16 protein-coding genes are annotated in these 16,615 nt (G+C 73.9%); 13 read left to right on the top strand and 3 right to left on the bottom strand.

Annotation, left to right across the window (positions count from 1 at the left end; genetic code table 11):
* The first annotated feature begins 14 nt into the window (after positions 1 to 14).
* From OG871_RS17580 to OG871_RS17550, 7 genes are all read left to right on the top strand, one after another.
* Positions 15 to 1,232 carry an MFS transporter gene (locus tag OG871_RS17580; RefSeq protein ID WP_371497757.1) on the top strand — a complete coding sequence of 406 codons (1,218 nt, stop codon included), beginning with the start codon at positions 15 to 17 and terminating at the stop codon, positions 1,230 to 1,232.
* An 88-nt stretch (positions 1,233 to 1,320) separates the two neighbouring features.
* Positions 1,321 to 2,520, top strand: a complete 1,200-nt coding sequence (locus OG871_RS17575) for an acetoin utilization protein AcuC (protein ID WP_371497756.1) — start codon at positions 1,321 to 1,323, stop codon at positions 2,518 to 2,520.
* Positions 2,517 to 3,368, top strand: coding sequence for a phosphatase (locus OG871_RS17570; RefSeq protein ID WP_371497755.1), 852 nt, complete (start codon positions 2,517 to 2,519; stop codon positions 3,366 to 3,368). Before OG871_RS17575 ends, OG871_RS17570 begins: the two co-directional genes overlap by 4 nt.
* A 116-nt stretch (positions 3,369 to 3,484) precedes the next feature.
* Complete coding sequence (locus tag OG871_RS17565) at positions 3,485 to 3,694, top strand: helix-turn-helix domain-containing protein (RefSeq protein ID WP_371497754.1); 210 nt, start codon at positions 3,485 to 3,487, stop codon at positions 3,692 to 3,694.
* A 132-nt stretch (positions 3,695 to 3,826) separates the two neighbouring features.
* The gene (locus OG871_RS17560) at positions 3,827 to 3,925 is read left to right on the top strand and encodes a 30S ribosomal protein bS22 (protein WP_003948845.1); all 99 of its coding nucleotides are present in this window, start codon (positions 3,827 to 3,829) and stop codon (positions 3,923 to 3,925) included.
* 200 nt (positions 3,926 to 4,125) lie between these two features.
* Complete coding sequence (locus tag OG871_RS17555; protein ID WP_371497753.1) at positions 4,126 to 5,202, top strand: NAD-dependent epimerase/dehydratase family protein; 1,077 nt, start codon at positions 4,126 to 4,128, stop codon at positions 5,200 to 5,202.
* A complete protein-coding gene (locus tag OG871_RS17550; protein WP_371497752.1) occupies positions 5,199 to 6,203 on the top strand; it encodes a lysophospholipid acyltransferase family protein in 1,005 nt (334 codons plus the stop codon). The genes OG871_RS17555 and OG871_RS17550 overlap by 4 nt, the downstream gene beginning before the upstream one ends.
* 157 nt (positions 6,204 to 6,360) lie before the next feature.
* On the opposite strand, the gene OG871_RS17545 is transcribed toward OG871_RS17550, so the two are convergent.
* The 3 genes from OG871_RS17545 to OG871_RS17535 all read right to left on the bottom strand — a co-directional run bounded on the left by OG871_RS17545 (position 6,361) and on the right by OG871_RS17535 (position 10,234).
* Positions 6,361 to 7,584 carry a DUF5667 domain-containing protein gene (locus OG871_RS17545; RefSeq protein ID WP_371497751.1) on the bottom strand — a complete coding sequence of 408 codons (1,224 nt, stop codon included), beginning with the start codon at positions 7,582 to 7,584 and terminating at the stop codon, positions 6,361 to 6,363.
* A gap of 307 nt (positions 7,585 to 7,891) precedes the next feature.
* Positions 7,892 to 8,776, bottom strand: coding sequence for an ECF subfamily RNA polymerase sigma factor, BldN family (locus OG871_RS17540; protein WP_371497750.1), 885 nt, complete (start codon positions 8,774 to 8,776; stop codon positions 7,892 to 7,894).
* 477 nt (positions 8,777 to 9,253) lie between these two features.
* A complete protein-coding gene (locus tag OG871_RS17535; protein ID WP_371497749.1) occupies positions 9,254 to 10,234 on the bottom strand; it encodes an HAD family hydrolase in 981 nt (326 codons plus the stop codon).
* A gap of 126 nt (positions 10,235 to 10,360) precedes the next feature.
* On the opposite strand from OG871_RS17535, the gene OG871_RS17530 reads away from it, so the two are divergent.
* From OG871_RS17530 to OG871_RS17505, 6 genes are all read left to right on the top strand, one after another.
* Positions 10,361 to 10,633, top strand: a complete 273-nt coding sequence (locus tag OG871_RS17530; RefSeq protein ID WP_371497748.1) for a glutaredoxin family protein — start codon at positions 10,361 to 10,363, stop codon at positions 10,631 to 10,633.
* 163 nt (positions 10,634 to 10,796) lie between these two features.
* Positions 10,797 to 11,576: an exonuclease domain-containing protein gene (locus tag OG871_RS17525; RefSeq protein ID WP_371497747.1), complete on the top strand. Its 780-nt coding sequence runs from the start codon at positions 10,797 to 10,799 to the stop codon at positions 11,574 to 11,576.
* A gap of 101 nt (positions 11,577 to 11,677) precedes the next feature.
* Complete coding sequence (locus tag OG871_RS17520; RefSeq protein WP_371497746.1) at positions 11,678 to 12,541, top strand: redox-sensing transcriptional repressor Rex; 864 nt, start codon at positions 11,678 to 11,680, stop codon at positions 12,539 to 12,541.
* Between the two features lie 31 nt (positions 12,542 to 12,572).
* Positions 12,573 to 13,934, top strand: a complete 1,362-nt coding sequence (locus OG871_RS17515) for a glutamyl-tRNA reductase (protein ID WP_371497744.1) — start codon at positions 12,573 to 12,575, stop codon at positions 13,932 to 13,934.
* 38 nt (positions 13,935 to 13,972) lie between these two features.
* A complete protein-coding gene (gene hemC / locus OG871_RS17510) occupies positions 13,973 to 14,962 on the top strand; it encodes a hydroxymethylbilane synthase (RefSeq protein WP_371503341.1) in 990 nt (329 codons plus the stop codon).
* Positions 14,959 to 16,602 (top strand): uroporphyrinogen-III synthase, encoded by a 1,644-nt coding sequence (locus tag OG871_RS17505; protein ID WP_371497743.1) that lies wholly within the window; start codon positions 14,959 to 14,961, stop codon positions 16,600 to 16,602. Before hemC ends, OG871_RS17505 begins: the two co-directional genes overlap by 4 nt.
* Positions 16,603 to 16,615: the final 13 nt, after the last annotated feature.

Genomic DNA, 16,615 nt, shown 5'->3' with positions numbered 1-16,615 from the left:
AGCGAGGTCGGCAGATGCGGGAAACGGGCACCACCGGACCGGTCGTCACCGAGCGACTGAGGCAGGCCCGTGCGGCCCTCGCCGTCGGCTTCCTCCTGCAGGGCGTGACCTTCGCGCTGCTGGTCACCTGCATCCCGGAGATCCAGGACCGCTACGGGCTGACCGACGGCCTGCTGCCGGTCTTCCTGGCGGCCGTGCCGGTGCTCGCCGGGGTCGGCTCGATCACCTCGGAGCGGCTGGTCAAGCGGACCAGCGCCCGGTCCGTCCTGCGGGTCGTCCAGCCCGCCGTCTGTCTGACCCTCGGCCTGACCGGCTTCGGCGACCGGCTGTGGGAACTCGGCCTCGCGCTCGGCGTGTTCGGCCTGCTGATCGGCGCGCTCGACGCCTCGATGAACATGCTCGGCGTCGGCCTCCAGCGCCGGTACGGCCGCAGCATCATGATCGGCTTCCATGCGGCGTTCAGCCTCGGTGCCATCGTCGGGGCCGCCGTCGCGGCGCTCGGCGCGCACGACGACCTGGGGCTGCCCACCCTGTTCGGTGGCGCGGCCGTCGTCCTGATCCCGCTCGCCCTGCTGGCCGGCACCCGGTTCGCCGGCCGGGCCGAACTCGGCGACGCCGTCCGGGAGGCCGCCGAGGCCGCCGCCCGCTCGATCCCGTGGAAGCCGCTGCTCCCGCTCTGCCTGGCCATGGCGGTCGCGTGCATCGCCGACGCCACGGCCTCCAACTACAGCGTCAAGTACCTCACCGACGGTCTGGACAGCCCGGACGACGTCGCCAAGCTCTCCTACCTCGGCTACATGGTCGCGATGCTGGTCGGCCGCACCCTCGGCGACCGTGCCGTGCAGCACCTGGGCGCCGTCGCCGTGGTCCGGGCGGGGGCCGCGCTGGCCGCGCTTGGGTTCCTGCTGGCCGCCCTGGCGCCCGGGCCGTGGGCCGCGATCGCCGGGTTCACCGTGCTGGGATTCGGCATCTGCGCGATCATCCCGCAGGTCTTCGCGGCCGGCGGCCGGCTCTTCCCGGACGACTCGGCCGCGGGGGTGGCCCGGGTCAACCTGTTCAACTACGTGGGCTTCCTGGTCGGCTCCCCGCTGGTCGGCGCGATCGCCGGCGCCAGTTCGTACCGCTGGGCGCTGCTCGCCCCGACGGCCCTGGTGCTCGTGATCATCCCGCTCTCCGACCACTTCGCCCCGGCGCCGGCCACGACACCGGCACCGGCGCCCGCCACGCCTTAGGCACCCCGCAGTCTCAGGCACCCCGCACCGCACACGCCGCCCCGGGGCCGGTCCGGCCGTCCGGGCCGCACCCACTACCGTGGGAGCCATGCCCGAAGCCGAGCGCGAGAGCCCCTGCGGCCTGCAGTTGTACTGGGACGAGGCCGAGACCGGCTACGACTTCGGCCCCGGACACCCGATGGACCCCACCCGCCTGGCGCTCACCATGCGGCTGGTCGAGGCCTTCGGGCTGACCGCGGGGCCAGGCGTCACCGTCCGCGCCGCCCCGGCCGCCGGGGACTCCACCCTGCGCCTGGTGCACACCGCCGAGTACGTGCAGGCCGTCCGCCGGGTGGCCGCCGACCCGGCGCTGAGCGATGCCCGGCACGGTCTGGGCACCGACGACAACTGGGCCTTCCCCGGCCTGCACTCGGCGTCCGCGCTGATCGCCGGCCAGTCGGTGGCCGCCGCCGAGGCCCTGTGGCGCGGCGAGACCCGGCACGCGGTGAACTTCGCCGGCGGCCTGCACCACGCGATGCCCGCCAAGGCCGCCGGCTTCTGCATCTACAACGACCCGGCCCTCGCCATCGCCCGCCTGCTGGAGCTCGGCGCCGAGCGGGTCGCGTACGTGGACGTGGACGTGCACCACGGCGACGGCGTCCAGGCGGCCTTCTGGAACGACCCGCGGGTGCTCACCGTCTCGCTGCACGAGTCCCCGGCGACGCTCTTCCCGGAGACCGGCTGGTCCACCGAGACCGGCGGCCCCGACGCCCCCGGCTCCGCCGCCAACCTGCCGCTCCCGGCCGGCACCGGCGACGCGGGCTGGCTGCGCGCCTTCCACGCCCTGGTGCCGGAGCTGCTGGCCGCCTTCCGCCCGCAGGTCCTGGTGAGCCAGCACGGCGCGGACACCCACGTCGAGGACCCGCTGGCCCATCTCGCGGTCTCGCTGGACGCCCAGCGGATGGTCACCGAGGCGATGCACGGGCTGGCCCACGAGCACGCCGACGGCCGCTGGCTGGCGCTCGGCGGCGGCGGGTACGCGGTGGTCGACGTGGTGCCGCGGGCCTGGACGCACCTGGTGGCCACCGCCGCCGGCCGCCCGGTCGACCCGGCCGCCGAGACCCCCGCCGACTGGCGCGCCGAGGTCTACCGGCGGACCAGACAGCAGGCCCCGCTGCGGATGACCGACGGCGTCAAGCCCGACTGGCGGGACTTCCACGACCACGGCTACGACCCCGGCGACCGCCTCGACCAGGCGATCCTGGCGGCCCGCCGGGCGGTCTTCCCGCACCACGGACTGCTGCCGTGACCGCCGCCCGGGCCGCCCTGCGCGAGCACCTGGTCCGGCGCCGGCTGGCCGGGCCGGACATCCCGACCACCCGTCAGCGCAACCTCCGCAGCTACCGCCTGTTCGGCCAGGGCGACCCGACGGCCCTGATGGGCCTCGCCCCTGAGGGCCGGTGGGGCCCGGGCGCCGTCCTCGGGCTGATGGCCGACCGGGTCGGCGTCGACCCCGACTTCGGCCGCGGCCAGGGCACCGACACCATCGACCCCGACCGCACGCTGGACGCCCTGGACCGGCTCGCCGACCTGCTGCGCGCCGCCGCCCGCCGACGTGCCACCGTCCTCGCCGGCACCGGGCACCCGACCCGGCTGACGGAGTTTCACACCTCCCTCGCCAGGGCGCTCGAAGCAGCCGGCTGCACCCTGCTCACTCCTGCGCGCGGTACGCGCTTCCGTGAGCCCACCCCCGACGGAGAGCGCAACTGCGCACTCGACTACCGCGGCCCGGTCGCCGTGGTCCGAGCCCTTGACGGGGGAGCGGCGCGTGGTGGCAGACTCGACCGGAGCCAGGGAGGACTGCTGCACACCCACTCCGCGCAGCCGGTCCGCCTGGCCCTGGCCGAGCTCACCCACGCCGGACAGCCCCTGCCGGGCCTGGTGTTGGGCGACCACGGCTGGCTCTGCGGCGCCGGCCGCCTGGGTGTCCCGGCCGGCGGGATCGCCGACTCCAACGACCCGGCGCCGTTCGTCGGGGAGGCGGAGGGCGAGGTCGCCGTCGTGGTCCCGGTGGACGACGGCTCTCCCCCCGAGTGCTACAGACCGCTGAGCGACTACGTACTGCAACGGGCGGATCTCGCACCGTACAAGGAGTGAGCTTCTCCCTCTTCCCACTGGTACCACCCATAACTACTCTGGGGATACACGTGTGCCGGTGGAGTCACCGGAGGGGAAGCCGGTGCCTTGCACACGGGTAAGGGTCGGGTGAGGTCATGAGTTCCGGCGAACGCCCCCTCCAGGATGTCGTCTTCCTGACCGTGGCCGAGGTGGCCTCGGTCATGCGGGTCTCGAAGATGACGGTGTACCGCCTGGTGCACAGTGGAGAACTTCCGGCCATCAGGGTCGGCCGCTCCTTCCGGGTCCCCGAGAAGGAGGTCCACGACTATCTCAAGGAGTCCTACGTGCGGTTGCAGAGCGCGTAGGAAGGACACGGCGCGGCGCCCGATCGGGGCCGATTACGGCTTACGCGAAGCGAGGGGTAGGCTAGGCCCTCCGTCAGTCGTATGGACTCCCGTCTCTCACGGGCGCGGGTCCGAGTGAGCGAGGGTTGTTCCGTGGGCTCTGTCATCAAGAAGCGTCGCAAGCGTATGGCCAAGAAGAAGCACCGCAAGCTTCTGAAGAGGACTCGCGTTCAGCGTCGCAACAAGAAGTAACACCTCGGCTGGCGCTTGCCCCGTTTCGCGCGGGAGTCAGCCCGCCCACGGTCGCTCTCGCGTACCAGGTGTGCGCACTGCCCGCCCCGGCATTCCGCCGGGGCGGGCAGTCGTGTTTCCACCCCTGGGCGTGTTTGCGTCGCGGAAATGCCCGCGCGGTACGGTTCAGGCAGGGATGGGACTGAGGAGGACACGGACACGTGGGCAAGGTCGTGCTCGTCACCGGAGTGGCCCGCCACCTGGGCGCCCGGTTCGCCGCCGAGATCGCCGCGAGGCCCGGCATCGACCGGGTGATCGGGGTCGACGTCCAACCGCCGCCCGGCGAGCTCCCGGCCGATGTCGCCTTCACCCGGGTCGACCTGCGCCGCCCGGCCGTCGCCCGGGTGATCGCCGAGCACGAGGTCGACACGGTGGTCCACCTCAACGTCAGCGCGACCGGCTCCGGCGGCCGCAGCGCCGTCAAGGAGACCAACGTCATCGGCACCATGCAGCTGCTCGGTGCCTGCCAGAAGGCCCCGGGCCTGCGCCGCCTGGTGGTCAAGTCCACCACCGCCGTGTACGGCTCCGCCCCTCGCGACCCCGCCGTCTTCGCCGAGCGGATGCAGCCCAAGGCGCTCCCGCCGGGGGGCTTCGCGAAGGACGCCGCCGAGGTCGAGGGGTACGTCCGGGGCTTCTCGCGGCGCCGCCCCGACGTCGCCGTCACCGTGCTGCGGTTCGCCAACATCGTCGGTCCGGCCGGCGACACCCCGCTCAGCGCCTACTTCGCCCTGCCACTGCTGCCCACCGTGCTCGGCCGCGACCCCCGGCTGCAGTTCGTCCACGAGGACGACGCGGTCGAGGTGCTCCGGCTGGCGGCGGAGGAACCCGCGGCCGGCACCACCAACACCGGCACCTTCAACGTCGCCGGCGACGGCGTGCTGCTGCTCTCCCAGTGCGCCCGCCGGCTCGGCCGGCCGACCGTGCCGCTGCTGCTGCCCGCGCTCAACCTGGTGGCCGGGCTGGTCCGGCAGACCCGGCTGGCCGACATGTCGCCCGAACAGATCCAGCTGCTCAGCCACGGCCGGGTGGTCGACACCTCCCGGCTGCGCGAGACCTTCGGCTTCACCCCCCGGTACACCACCCTGCAGGCCTTCGCCGACTTCGCCGCCGCCCAGTCCGCAGGCCTGCTCCCGCCGGAGCGTCTGACCGCCGTCACCGACCGGCTGGCCGGCCTGCTCGGCCCGGACGGCCACCACCCCACCACCGGTCACCACACCGAGGAGCCGATGCCGCGATGACTGCCGCCAGGGACCATGCCATGGGCGAGGCCAAGGTCATCCCGATCGAGTCCGCCCCCAGCTGGCAGGGCAAGCAGGGCGACCTCGCCGACCGGCTCGCCGAGGCCGTCGGCGGCGCGCTCGCCGGGCGGCTCGGCGACACCGCGACCAGGGTGCTCGGCAAGGGCTGGGAGGCGCGCGCCGCCGACGGCCTCGCCTTCCTGCGCCGCCGGATCACCGGCGACTACGAGGTGGACGACTTCGGCTTCGACCAGGAGCTGACCGAGGAGGTCTTCCTCTCGCTGCTGCGCCCGCTCGCCGAGAAGTACTTCCGGGTCGAGGTGCGGGGCATCGAGAACATCCCGGCCGAGGGCGGCGTCCTGATCGTCGCCAACCACTCGGGGACGGTGCCGCTGGACGCGCTGATGACCCAGGTCGCCGTGCACGACCACCACCCGGCCCGCCGCCACCTGCGGATGCTCGCGGCCGACCTGGTCTTCGTCCTGCCGGTGGTCGGCGAGCTCGCCCGCAAGGCCGGGCACACGCTGGCCTGCAACGAGGACGCCCAGGCACTGCTGGAGCGCGGCGAGGTGGTCGGGGTCTGGCCGGAGGGGTTCAAGGGCATCGGCAAGCCGTTCGCGGACCGGTACAAGCTGCAGCGGTTCGGCCGGGGCGGCTTCGTGGCCTCCGCGCTCCGGGCCCAGGTGCCGATCGTGCCGTGCTCGATCGTCGGGGCGGAGGAGACCTACCCGATGATCGGCAACTTCAAGACGCTGGCGCGGCTGCTCGGCCTGCCGTACCTGCCGGTCACGCCGACCTTCCCCTGGCTCGGCCCGCTCGGCGCCGTCCCGCTGCCGACCAAGTGGACCATCCAGTTCGGTGAGCCGATCCCGACCGACGGCTACCCGAAGGACGCGGCGGACGACCCGATGCTGGTCTTCGACCTCACCGACCGGGTCCGGGAGACCATCCAGCACACCCTGTACAAGCTGCTGGTGCAGCGGCGCTCGGTGTTCTTCTGACCGGTTCCGGGGGAGGACCGCCGATCCCGGCCGGGACCGGCCGGTAGCTCCGGCCACGGCGGAGAGCGTCGCGAGCACGGTGGAATCCGGATCGCAGGACGGCGGCCGCAGGCGAGTGCCTGCGGCCGCCGTCCCGTTGTCGGTCGTACCCGGCCGGTCAGTGCAGGGTGAGACCTGGGAGCAGGCCGGGGAGCAGGGGCGGGATGGTGAGGCCCTGGCCCTCCGGGGTGGGTGTGCCGGACGGCGCGGGGGACGCGCCGGTGCTTCCCTGCTGGCCCGCTGCCGGGGAACTCCCGGGGGCGCCGCCGGTCAGGCCGTTGGTGAGGCCGTTGACCAGGTTGCCGACACCGTTCGGTGCGCTGCTCGGGGTCGTGCCGCCGGTCGCGCCGCCACCCGTGGTGCCGTTCCTGCCGCGCGCGTCGGGCGTGCCGGCCGGTGCCTGCGGCCGGCCGCCGAAGGTGGCGGGCTCGTTGTCGGTCGAGCCCGGGGACTGGTCGCCGTCCGCTCCCGACCCGGGAGCCGAGCCGCCCGCGGCGGTCGGCTGCTCCAGGTGCAGGGGCGCGACGTCCTCGCTTATGTCGTCGAAGAGCCGGTCGACCTTGCCGGCCTGGCTGGTCAGCTGGTCGGGGAGCCGGCTCTGCAGCGTGCTCCAGCGGTCGTCCTCGCCGTCGGCGAAGGTGGCGAGCTTGCGCATCGGCGCGAGCGAGCCGTTGCTGCGGTAGACCGCGCGGAGCAGGTCGCGGCCGCGGACGGCCTCGGTGTGCATGTCGTCCAGCGCGCGCCGGACCTGCTCGACCGTGTCGGGGCTCAGGGTGTCCGGCGAACCGGCCCGCTGCAGCAGCGACTGCGCCTCGTCGAGGCGGGTGGAGGCCTGCTCCAGGAGCAGGGCGCCGCGCTCGGCGTCGGAGTCCGCCCAGTCCAGCTGGAGACCCTCCAGGCCGCGCTTCATGCCGTAGAGCGTGTCCCCCGGGAGCGCGTTGGTGCTGGCCGTGGCCGCACCGGTGAAGCCGCCGACCGCCACTCCGGCGACCAGCCCGCCGATCACCAGCCGCCGGCCCCAGCGGCTGCGCGAGACGGCCCGGACCGCCCGGTGCCTGCGCTGCCTGGGCACCGCGGCCGCGGTCCGGCCACCGGCCCACTCCTGCTCGAACGCGGCCATCAGCTGCGCCCGCTGGACCGCGCGGGCCTGTGCGTCCAGCTCCGGCGCGGGCATCGCGCCCAGGGCACCCGCCATCGCCAGCAGCTCGGCCATCGCGGCCGATCCACCCCCGGCCGGGCCCTCGTGGGCCGCGCCGCCGGTGTCGGCCCTCTCTGTCCGGTGGGCCTCCAGCGCCTCGGCGAAGGCCTTTGCCCGCCGGTGCTCCAGCACGTTTGCCGTCACGGGCCACACCTCCCTTCGTCGTTTTCGACACCCAGGCCGGCCGGACGGTTGCCTCGGCGGGCCGAAACCACACCATCGGGTGACATGCCTGGATCGGGCTTGACTGAAGCCCCGATGACGGATTGCACGCTGGCCAACGAGCGGTGCCGGGAGTCGGTTACGCACGGCTGATCATGTGACCGCCCATTCACCCGCACGTGTGCGGACCGGGGCGGAGCTGACAGGGGGTCGGATATCTCGCCCTGGTCCGGGTCTGCCGCGCCCGGGTCTTCCGCGCCCGGGTCTTCCGCGCCCGGGTCTGCCGCGGTCACCGGGCGTCGGGCGGGAGCAGCCGGGCCAGCGTCCGCACCGCGCGGTACTGGAGGGTCTTGATGGCGCCCTCGTTCTTGCCCATGATCCGAGCCGTCTCGGCCACCGAGAGCCCCTGCAGGAAGCGCAGCGTGACGCACTCCTGCTGCTGCGGGTTGAGCCGCCGCACGGCGTCCAGCAGGGCCGCGTTGGAGAGCGACTCCAGGACCGAGTCCTCGGGGCTGCGCTCGCACTCGTTGGAGTCCAGCATCTCGCCGGTGGTGACCTCCAGCCGGAACCGGCTGGACTTGAAGTGGTCGGCCACCAGGTTGCGCGCGATGGTCACCAGCCAGGCGCCGAAGTCCCGGCCCTGCCAGGTGAAGGTGCCGATCCGGCGCAGCGCGCGCAGGAACGTCTCGCTGGTCAGGTCCTCGGCCGTGGCCCGGCTGCCGACCCGGTAGTAGATGTAGCGGTACACGGTGTCGGCGTAGTGGTCGTAGAGCCGGCCGAACGCCTCGCTCTCGCCGTTCTGGGCGCGTTCGACGAGGTCGACGATCGGGTTGTGCTCGGTCTCGAAGCCGGTGTTCGGGGTGGAGCGGGCCCGGCCGCGGCCGGCGCCGCCGACCGCCGTCCGGCCGCGCGAGCCGGTGCCCGTCCCGCTGCCGGCGCCCGTGCTGGTGCCGGGGCCGCTGGTGGCGGTGGAGCGCAGCAGGGCGCCGACCGGGGGGCGGGGCGGGCGTCCGTGGCCGCCGCTGAGGGTGGCGCCGGCCACGGCGGGCTGCGGCACGAGCAGCTCGAAGTCTCTGATCGCGGCCCACAGCTGGTCCAGGCGCGTACCGGGACGCGGGGCGGTGGTCGACGGGCGGGGGGAGGTAGGCGCGTCGTTCCGGACGGGTGGGTACACGGGACTCCCAGAGGCAGAACTGTGGACGGGTCACCTCCGCCTGCGCGGAGAGCACACTGCCTGACCCCCCGTCACCGGGGACGCGTGGTGGCGTGCATCCCAGAGAGGATAACGCTTTGTGCAATGACAGCTACACCCTGTGGTCGAAGTGGTCGTTTGAGGTCCACTTGTCGCGCATATTCAGCTGGTAATGACCGGAGTTGCCGCCATCCGTCTGGCGCAACGTGAGCGCTCGTAAGCACGGTGTGACCAATTTGAGGGAGAGAGGGGCCGTTTCCCCGTCCTGGGGCCCGGCAACCCCCGACTTTCCCAAGTCGACGAACGATCAGATCTGGTCAGCCGCGATCCCGTTCGGTCGGCCCGCCGGGCGGGTGGCGATTCCCTCGTTAGCGTGAGGCGAAGCCCATCCAAGGAGTGGTCGGTAAAACGCCAGGTTGACGGCCCGTCAAGGGCCGGGCGGGGCTCACTCCGACCGGCTCACGCGGGGCGGCGGCGCCGCCGCATCGCGATCGCGGTGGCCGTCGCCCCGGCCACCACCCCGAGCCCGGCGGCCGCCGGCACCCCGATCCGGGCCGCCTTGCGGCCGGTCCGGAAGTCCCGCACCCGCCACCCCATCGCCCGGGCGTGCCGCCGCAGCGCGGCATCCGGGTTGATCACGTACGGGTGGCCGACCAGGGCCAGCATCGGGATGTCGTTGGCGGAGTCGCTGAACGCCGCGCAGCGGCTGAGGTCCAGGTTCTCCCGGCGGGCCAGCGCCTGGACGGCGGCCGCCTTGGCCTGGCCGTGCAACAGCCCCCCGACCAGCCGGCCGGTGTACTCGCCGTCGACGGTCTCCGCCACGGTGCCCAGGGCTCCGGTCATGCCCAGCTGCCGGGCGATGATCCGGGCCACCTCCTGCGGCGCCGCGGTGACCAGCCAGGTCCGCTGGCCGGCGTCCAGGTGCATCTGGACCAGGGCGCGGGTGCCGGGCCAGATCTTGCGGGTGATGACGTCCTCGAAGATCTCCTCGCAGATCGCCTCCAGCTCGGCCGTCCGCTTCCCGGCGACCAGGCCGAGCGCCCGGTCCTGGACGTCCGCGATGTGCGCCGGGTCCTCCGAGCCGTACAGCCGGAACCAGGCCTGCTGCCAGGCGAACCTGGCCACGTCCCGGCGGGAGAAGAACCGGCGGCGGTACAGCCCGATGCCGAGGTAGAAGATCGCCGCGCCGCGCAGGATGGTGTTGTCGCAGTCGAAGAACGCGGCCGCCCGCGGGTCGTCCGGGGTGGGGGTGTGGTCCTCGGCCGGGGCCTTCGGCGGCTTGGCGGCCGGACGCCCGTCCGGCGCCTGCCCGGTCGCGGCCGGAGTGGCCTCCAGGGCCAGCAGATCCGCCTCGGCGGCCTCGGCGGCGGCCTCGCCCGCCAGGGCGGTCCGCTCGGTCGGGGAACGCCTTGCCTGGGTGAGCCTTCGCAGCGCGACCATGCGACCGAGCATAGCCAGCACCGGTGTCGGATCCCGTGACCGTGATGTGCAGCCACCGTTAACAGCCCGCATCGAGGCTGTGGCGGTGCCCGGACCGGGAGCTGTCCGGCGAGGCACAATGGGCCGGTGAGCCTGCTGCGACGCGACAAGAAGAACCCGGCCGACCGGACCGTCACCCTGGTCGGCAAGCCCGACTGCCACCTGTGCGAGGACGCCCGCGCGGTGATCGTCAGGGTCACCGGGGACCTGGGCGCGGTCTTCGAGGAGAAGGACATCACCCAGGACGAGGAGCTGTACGAGAAGTACTGGGAGCAGATCCCGGTCACCCTGATCGACGGCCGTCAGCACGACTTCTGGCGGGTCGACGAGCGCCGGCTGCGCACCGCGCTGGGCGGCTGAGCGGGGCGCTGCGGCCGCCGCGCACCCCCGCCGATCGGCGGGGGTGGTACGCCGAATCGTTGCCTCCGAGATGAAGATCTCCTTGAAAAAGGGCTCGTTCGTCGGCTTACCATCGTGGGGCTCTGTGTCCGCCGGGGGTTGCCGACAGAAGGAGAGCAGGACGATGCTGCTCGGTCGCCTCCCCGCCCCGTCCGTGCCGGGCGGGTTCGCCGTCGTCGACGTCGAGGCCACCGGCCGGAGCCCGTGGCGGCACCGGGTGGTCGAGGTGGCCGTCGTCCTGCTGGACCGGGGGCTCGCCGTGGAGGGCGAGTTCGCCACCCTGATCGATCCGGCCGGGCCGGTCGGCCCCACTCACGTGCACCGGATAACCCAGGAGCAGGTGGTCGGCGCCCCCCGGTTCCGCGAGGTCGCCCCGGCCCTGCTCGACCTGCTGGCCGGCCGGGTCCTGGTGGGCCACCACGTCAGCTGCGACCGGGCCTTCCTGGAGCGCGAGTTCGCCCGGATCGGAGTGGCCCTGCCGGCCGTCCCGGAGCTCTGCACCATGCGGCTGGCCCGCAGCCGGCTCGCCGAGGCGGGCGGCTACGGGCTGGCGGCCTGCGTGGCCGCGGCCGGCCTCGGCTGGTACCCGGCGCACACCGCGCTCGGCGACGCCCGGGCCGCCGCCGACCTGCTGCGCCACTGCGTTGCCGGCCTCGCGGACGGCGGCGCTGCCGGCGACGGTGCCGCGGGCGACGGTGCTGCGGGCGGCACCGTGGGTGGCCCCGCCGACTGGGTCGTGCCGCCGCACGGGAACGCGTCGGTGCCCTGGCCGCGGCTGCCCCGACCCCGCGGCGGCGAGGCCGGGGAGGGTGTCGCGCTGGTCCGCCGCGAGGTGCCGTTCGGCCCGATGCCACCGGGTACGGACTGTCCGCATGCGGCCCTGTCGGCCTCCGGTGGCGAGTGATGCGCATCACTGTGCGGGGACAAATCGGACACCATCTTTGTGCACACGTTCACAAACGCATAGCCTGGCTGCCTAAGCCCAGCTTCACCTACGGGAGCACCGTGGCAATCGGCCGACCCACCCAGAGCAGTTCGCAGACGCCCGACGCAGGCGCCGCGCGCCGACCCAGCCGTGCCCGGGGCATCCCGGAGGCGACCGTCGCCCGCCTGCCGCTCTACCTGCGCGCGCTCACCGCGCTGTCCGAGCGCTCGGTGCCCACCGTCTCATCCGAGGAACTGGCCACCGCCGCCGGGGTCAACTCCGCCAAGCTGCGCAAGGACTTCTCCTACCTCGGGTCGTACGGCACCCGCGGCGTCGGCTACGACGTCGAGTACCTCGTCTACCAGATCTCCCGCGAGCTGGGCCTCACCCAGGACTGGCCGGTCGTCATCGTCGGCATCGGGAACCTGGGGCACGCCCTCGCCAACTACGGCGGCTTCGCCTCCCGCGGCTTCCGGGTGGCGGCCCTGCTGGACGCCGATCCGACCGTGGTCGGCAGCACCGCGGCCGGCCTGCCGGTGCGGCACATGGACGAGCTGGAGGCCATCGTGGCCGCCCAGCAGGTGTCCATCGGCGTGATCACCACCCCGCCGGTCGCCGCCCAGCAGGTCTGCGACCGCCTGGTCGAGGCCGGCGTCACCAGCATCCTCAACTTCGCGCCGACCGTGCTGACCGTCCCGGACGGCGTCGACGTGCGCAAGGTCGACCTGTCCATAGAGCTGCAGATCCTGGCCTTCCACGAGCAGCGCAAGGCCGGCGAGGAACCCACCCCCGACAACGGCATGCTGGACCGCGCCCCCGGCCCGGTCCGCGCCGCCGCCGCCAAGCTCCGCCGGGCCGCGGGCGGCACCGCCAAGGCCGAACCGGCCAAGGGCAAGCAGGGCAAGGGCACCGACGGCGACCGGTCCGCGGTGATGCCGGCGTGAACAGGAACCACTGTCTGTACGGGGGTCGGGTATGAGCCTGCTCGTGGTCGGCCTGAGCCACCGCACCGCCCCCGTCGGCGTTCTCGAACGCGCCGCGCTGACCGGTGACGTCCCCACCCGGCTGCTGCACGACGCCGCCGCCACGGCGACCGTCGGCGAGGCCGCGCTGGTCAACACCTGCAACCGGATCGAGCTCTACGCGGACGTGGACAAGTTCCACGCCGGCGTCGCCGAGCTGTCGCTGCTGCTGGCCCACCACAGCGGCGTCGACCTGGAGGAGCTCACCTCCCACCTGTACGTCCACTACGAGGACCGCGCCGTCCACCACCTCTTCTCGGTGGCCTGCGGCCTGGACTCGATGGTCGTCGGCGAGGGCCAGATCCTCGGCCAGCTGCGCGACGCGCTGGCCCGCGCCCAGGAGGAGCACACCGCCGGGCGCGGCCTCAACGAGCTCTTCCAGCAGGCCCTGCGGGTCGGCAAGCGGGCCCACAGCGAGACCGGCATCGACAAGGCGGGCCAGTCGCTGGTCACCTTCGGCCTGGAGCAGATCGCCGCGCGGACCGGGGAGATCGCGGGCAAGCGGGCCCTGGTGGTCGGCGCGGGTTCGATGAGCTCGCTGGCCGCCGCCACCCTGGTCCGCTCCGGCGTCACCGACCTGCTGGTCGCCAACCGCACCGCCGCCCGGGCCGAGCGCCTGGTGGAGATCCTCGGCGGCGCCGCCCGGACGGTCGACTTCGCCAAGGTGCCGGAGGCACTGGCCGACGTCGACCTGGTGATCTCCTGCACCGGCGCGGCCGGGGTGGTGATCGGCGCGGCCGAGGTGACCGCCGCGGTCGCCGCCCGGACCTCCCGCACCCCGCTGGCCTTCCTCGACCTCGCCATGCCCCGCGACGTCGACCACGACGTGCACGGCCTGCCCGGCGCCCTACTGGTCGACCTGGAGAGCCTGTCCCACGCGCACGCGGCCACCCCCGGCGCCGGGGACGTCGACGCGGTCACCACGATCGTCGCCGACGAGGTGGCCGCGTTCGCCGCCGCCCAGCGCGCGGCCCGGATCGCGCCCACCGTCGTCGCCCTGCGGTCGATGGCCTCCGACCTGGTGAGCAGCGAGCTCGCCCGGCTGGAGAGCCGCCTGCCCGACCTGGACGACCGCTCCCGGGCCGAGATCACCCAGACCGTCCGGCGGGTCGTCGACAAGCTGCTGCACGCGCCGACCGTGCGGGTGAAGCAGCTCGCGGCCGAACCCGGCGGCGCGTCCTACGCGGACGCGTTGCGCGAACTGTTCGACCTGGACCCGGCGGCAGTGCACGCTGTCTCCGGTACACCGATCGGAGCCCCGATCGGCAGCCAGCCCACGCACCCCGACAGCCAGTCGGCCGGAGCATCCAGATGAACCACCAGTCAGCCACCCAGCACGACCAGGACGAACCCATGCATGGTCAACCGAGCAGCCCCCAGGGCGAGCCGCGACCGCTCCGCCTCGGCACCCGCCGAAGCGCCCTCGCGATGGCCCAGTCGGGCATGATCGCCCGTGAGGTGTCCCGGGTCACCGGTCGCCCCGTCGAGCTGGTGGAGATCACCACCTACGGCGACACCTCCCGCGAGGCACTCGCCCAGATCGGCGGCACCGGAGTCTTCGTCTCCGCCCTGCGCGACGCTCTGCTGGAAGGGCGGATCGACCTCGCCGTGCACTCCCTCAAGGACCTGCCCACCGCGGCACCCGAGGGCCTGCGGCTGGCCGCCGTCCCCGAGCGTGAGGACGCCCGGGACGCCCTGGTCGCCCGCGACGGCCTCGGCCTGGAGCACCTGATCGAGAAGCTGGCCGGGCGCCCGGCCCGGATCGGCACCGGCTCCCCGCGCCGGATGGCCCAGCTCAACGCCTGGGCCGCCGCCCGCGGCGTGAGCCTGGAGACGGTGGCGATCCGCGGCAACGTGGACACCCGGATCGGCTACGTCGGCAAGGGCGAGCTGGATGCCGTGCTGCTGGCCGCCGCCGGCCTCAACCGGCTCGGCCGCGCCGAGGAGATCACCGAGCACCTCGACCCCGAGCTGATGCTGCCGGCCCCCGGCCAGGGCGCACTCGCCGTCGAGTGCGTCGACCCGGACCTGGCCGGGCGGCTGTCCGCGCTGGACCACCTCCCGACCCGGGCCGCCGTCATAGCCGAGCGCGCGCTGCTGGCCGCGCTGGAAGCCGGCTGCTCCGCCCCCGTCGCGGCTCTCGCGACCTGGGAAGGAACCGAACTGCGGCTGGAGGGCGTGGTCGGCACCGTCGACGGCGCCACCCTGCTGAAGATGACCGCCAACGGCCCGATCGTCCTGGACGAGGACGCCGAGCAGCAGGCGGCGGCCCTGGGCCGCGCGCTGGCTGCCCGGCTGCTCGCCGAGGGCGCGGCCGACCTGATGGGGGAGCGAGCCCGATGAGCCCCACCACCACTGCCACCGCTGCCGGACCGGTCCCCACGACCGGCCGCTGCACCTTCCTGGGGGCCGGCCCGGGTGACCCCGGTCTGCTCACCCTGCGCGCCGTCGACGTGCTGGCCTCGGCAGACGTCCTGGTCGCCGATCCGCTCACCGCGGCCGCCGTGCGCACCCACTGCCCGAGCGGCGTCCAGGTGCACAGCCCGGCCGAGGACACCGGCCTCGACGTGGCCAAGCTGGTCGCGGACGCCGTCCGGGCCGGCAAGCACGTGGTCCGCACCGTCGACGGCGACCCCGGCCTCGACGGCTGCGCCGCCGAGGAGATGCTGGTCTGCGCCCGCTCGGCGATCCCCTTCGAGGTGATCCCCGGCGTCGCCCAGTCGGTCGGCGTCCCGGCGTACGCGGGTGTCCCGCTGCGCGGCAGCCACGGCGCCGACGTGCGCTTCGTGGACGGCCCCGCGCTGCTGGCCGGCCACGTGCCGGACCTCGGCGCGCCGGAGACCACCCTGGTGGTCCGCACCACCCTCGGTCAGCTGCCGGCCACCGCCAACGCGCTGGTGGCCAACGGCCGCAAGCCCGAGGCCGCGCTCTGCGCCACGCTCTCCGGCACCACGACCCGCCAGCGCACCTTCACCTCCACGCTGGCCGCGATCGCCGCCGACCTGAAGGCGGCCCGCGTGCTGCCCTCCCCGGTGTCGGCCCCGGTCGACCCGGCCACCTCGGTGATAGCCGTGGTGGGCGAGCAGGTCGCGTACCGCTCGTCCCACTCCTGGTTCGAGACCAAGCCGCTGTTCGGCTGGAACGTGCTGGTGCCGCGCACCAAGGAGCAGGCCCACGGCCTCTCCGACCAGCTGCGCTCGTACGGCGCGGTGCCGCAGGAGGTGCCCACCATCGCGGTGGAGCCGCCGCGCACCCCGCAGCAGATGGAGCGCGCCATCAAGGGCCTGGTGACGGGCCGCTACGAGTGGATCGCCTTCACCTCGGTCAACGCCGTCAAGGCCGTCCGGGAGAAGTTCGAGGAGTACGGGCTGGACGCCCGCGCCTTCGCCGGCATCAAGGTCGCGGCGGTCGGCGAGACCACCGCGCAGGCGCTGGTGGACTTCGGCGTCAAGCCGGATCTCGTCCCCTCCGGCGAGCAGTCGGCGGCCGGGCTGCTGGAGGACTGGCCGCCGTACGACCCGGTCTTCGACCCGATCGACCGGGTGCTGCTGCCGCGTGCCGACATCGCCACCGAGACCCTGGTGGCCGGTCTGGTCGAACTCGGCTGGGAGGTGGACGACGTGACGGCCTACCGCACCGTCCGCGCCTCGCCGCCGCCGGCCGAGACCCGGGAGGCGATCAAGGGCGGCGGCTTCGACGCGGTGCTCTTCACCTCGTCCTCCACCGTGCGCAACCTGGTCGGCATCGCCGGCAAGCCGCACAACGTCACGATCATCGCCTGTATCGGCCCGGCGACCGCCAAGACCGCGGAGGAGCACGGCCTGCGGGTCGACGTGATGGCGCCCGCGCCGTCCGCCGGCGCCCTGGCCCAGGCCCTCGCGGAGTTCGGCGCCAACCGCCGGGACACCGCGACGGCCGCCGGTGAGCCGGTCTACCGGCCCAGCGAGCGCCGTCCCGGCTCGCGCCGCAAGGCCGCGCGCTGACCACCCGCCCGGG

The organism is Kitasatospora sp. NBC_00374 (assembly GCF_041434935.1).
Classification (GTDB): domain Bacteria; phylum Actinomycetota; class Actinomycetes; order Streptomycetales; family Streptomycetaceae; genus Kitasatospora.
The sequence above is the reverse complement of the archived record's forward strand: the minus strand, read 5'-3'. Positions and strand labels throughout refer to the sequence as shown.

Coding starts and splice junctions, on each gene's coding strand:
- OG871_RS17580 (WP_371497757.1), top strand. CDS start 15: ATGCGGGAAACGGGCACCACCGGACCGGTCGTCACCGAGCGACTGAGG.
- OG871_RS17575 (WP_371497756.1), top strand. CDS start 1,321: ATGCCCGAAGCCGAGCGCGAGAGCCCCTGCGGCCTGCAGTTGTACTGG.
- OG871_RS17565 (WP_371497754.1), top strand. CDS start 3,485: ATGAGTTCCGGCGAACGCCCCCTCCAGGATGTCGTCTTCCTGACCGTG.
- OG871_RS17550 (WP_371497752.1), top strand. CDS start 5,199: ATGACTGCCGCCAGGGACCATGCCATGGGCGAGGCCAAGGTCATCCCG.
- OG871_RS17535 (WP_371497749.1), bottom strand. CDS start 10,234: ATGGTCGCGCTGCGAAGGCTCACCCAGGCAAGGCGTTCCCCGACCGAG.
- OG871_RS17525 (WP_371497747.1), top strand. CDS start 10,797: ATGCTGCTCGGTCGCCTCCCCGCCCCGTCCGTGCCGGGCGGGTTCGCC.
- OG871_RS17515 (WP_371497744.1), top strand. CDS start 12,573: ATGAGCCTGCTCGTGGTCGGCCTGAGCCACCGCACCGCCCCCGTCGGC.
- hemC (WP_371503341.1), top strand. CDS start 13,973: ATGCATGGTCAACCGAGCAGCCCCCAGGGCGAGCCGCGACCGCTCCGC.
- OG871_RS17505 (WP_371497743.1), top strand. CDS start 14,959: ATGAGCCCCACCACCACTGCCACCGCTGCCGGACCGGTCCCCACGACC.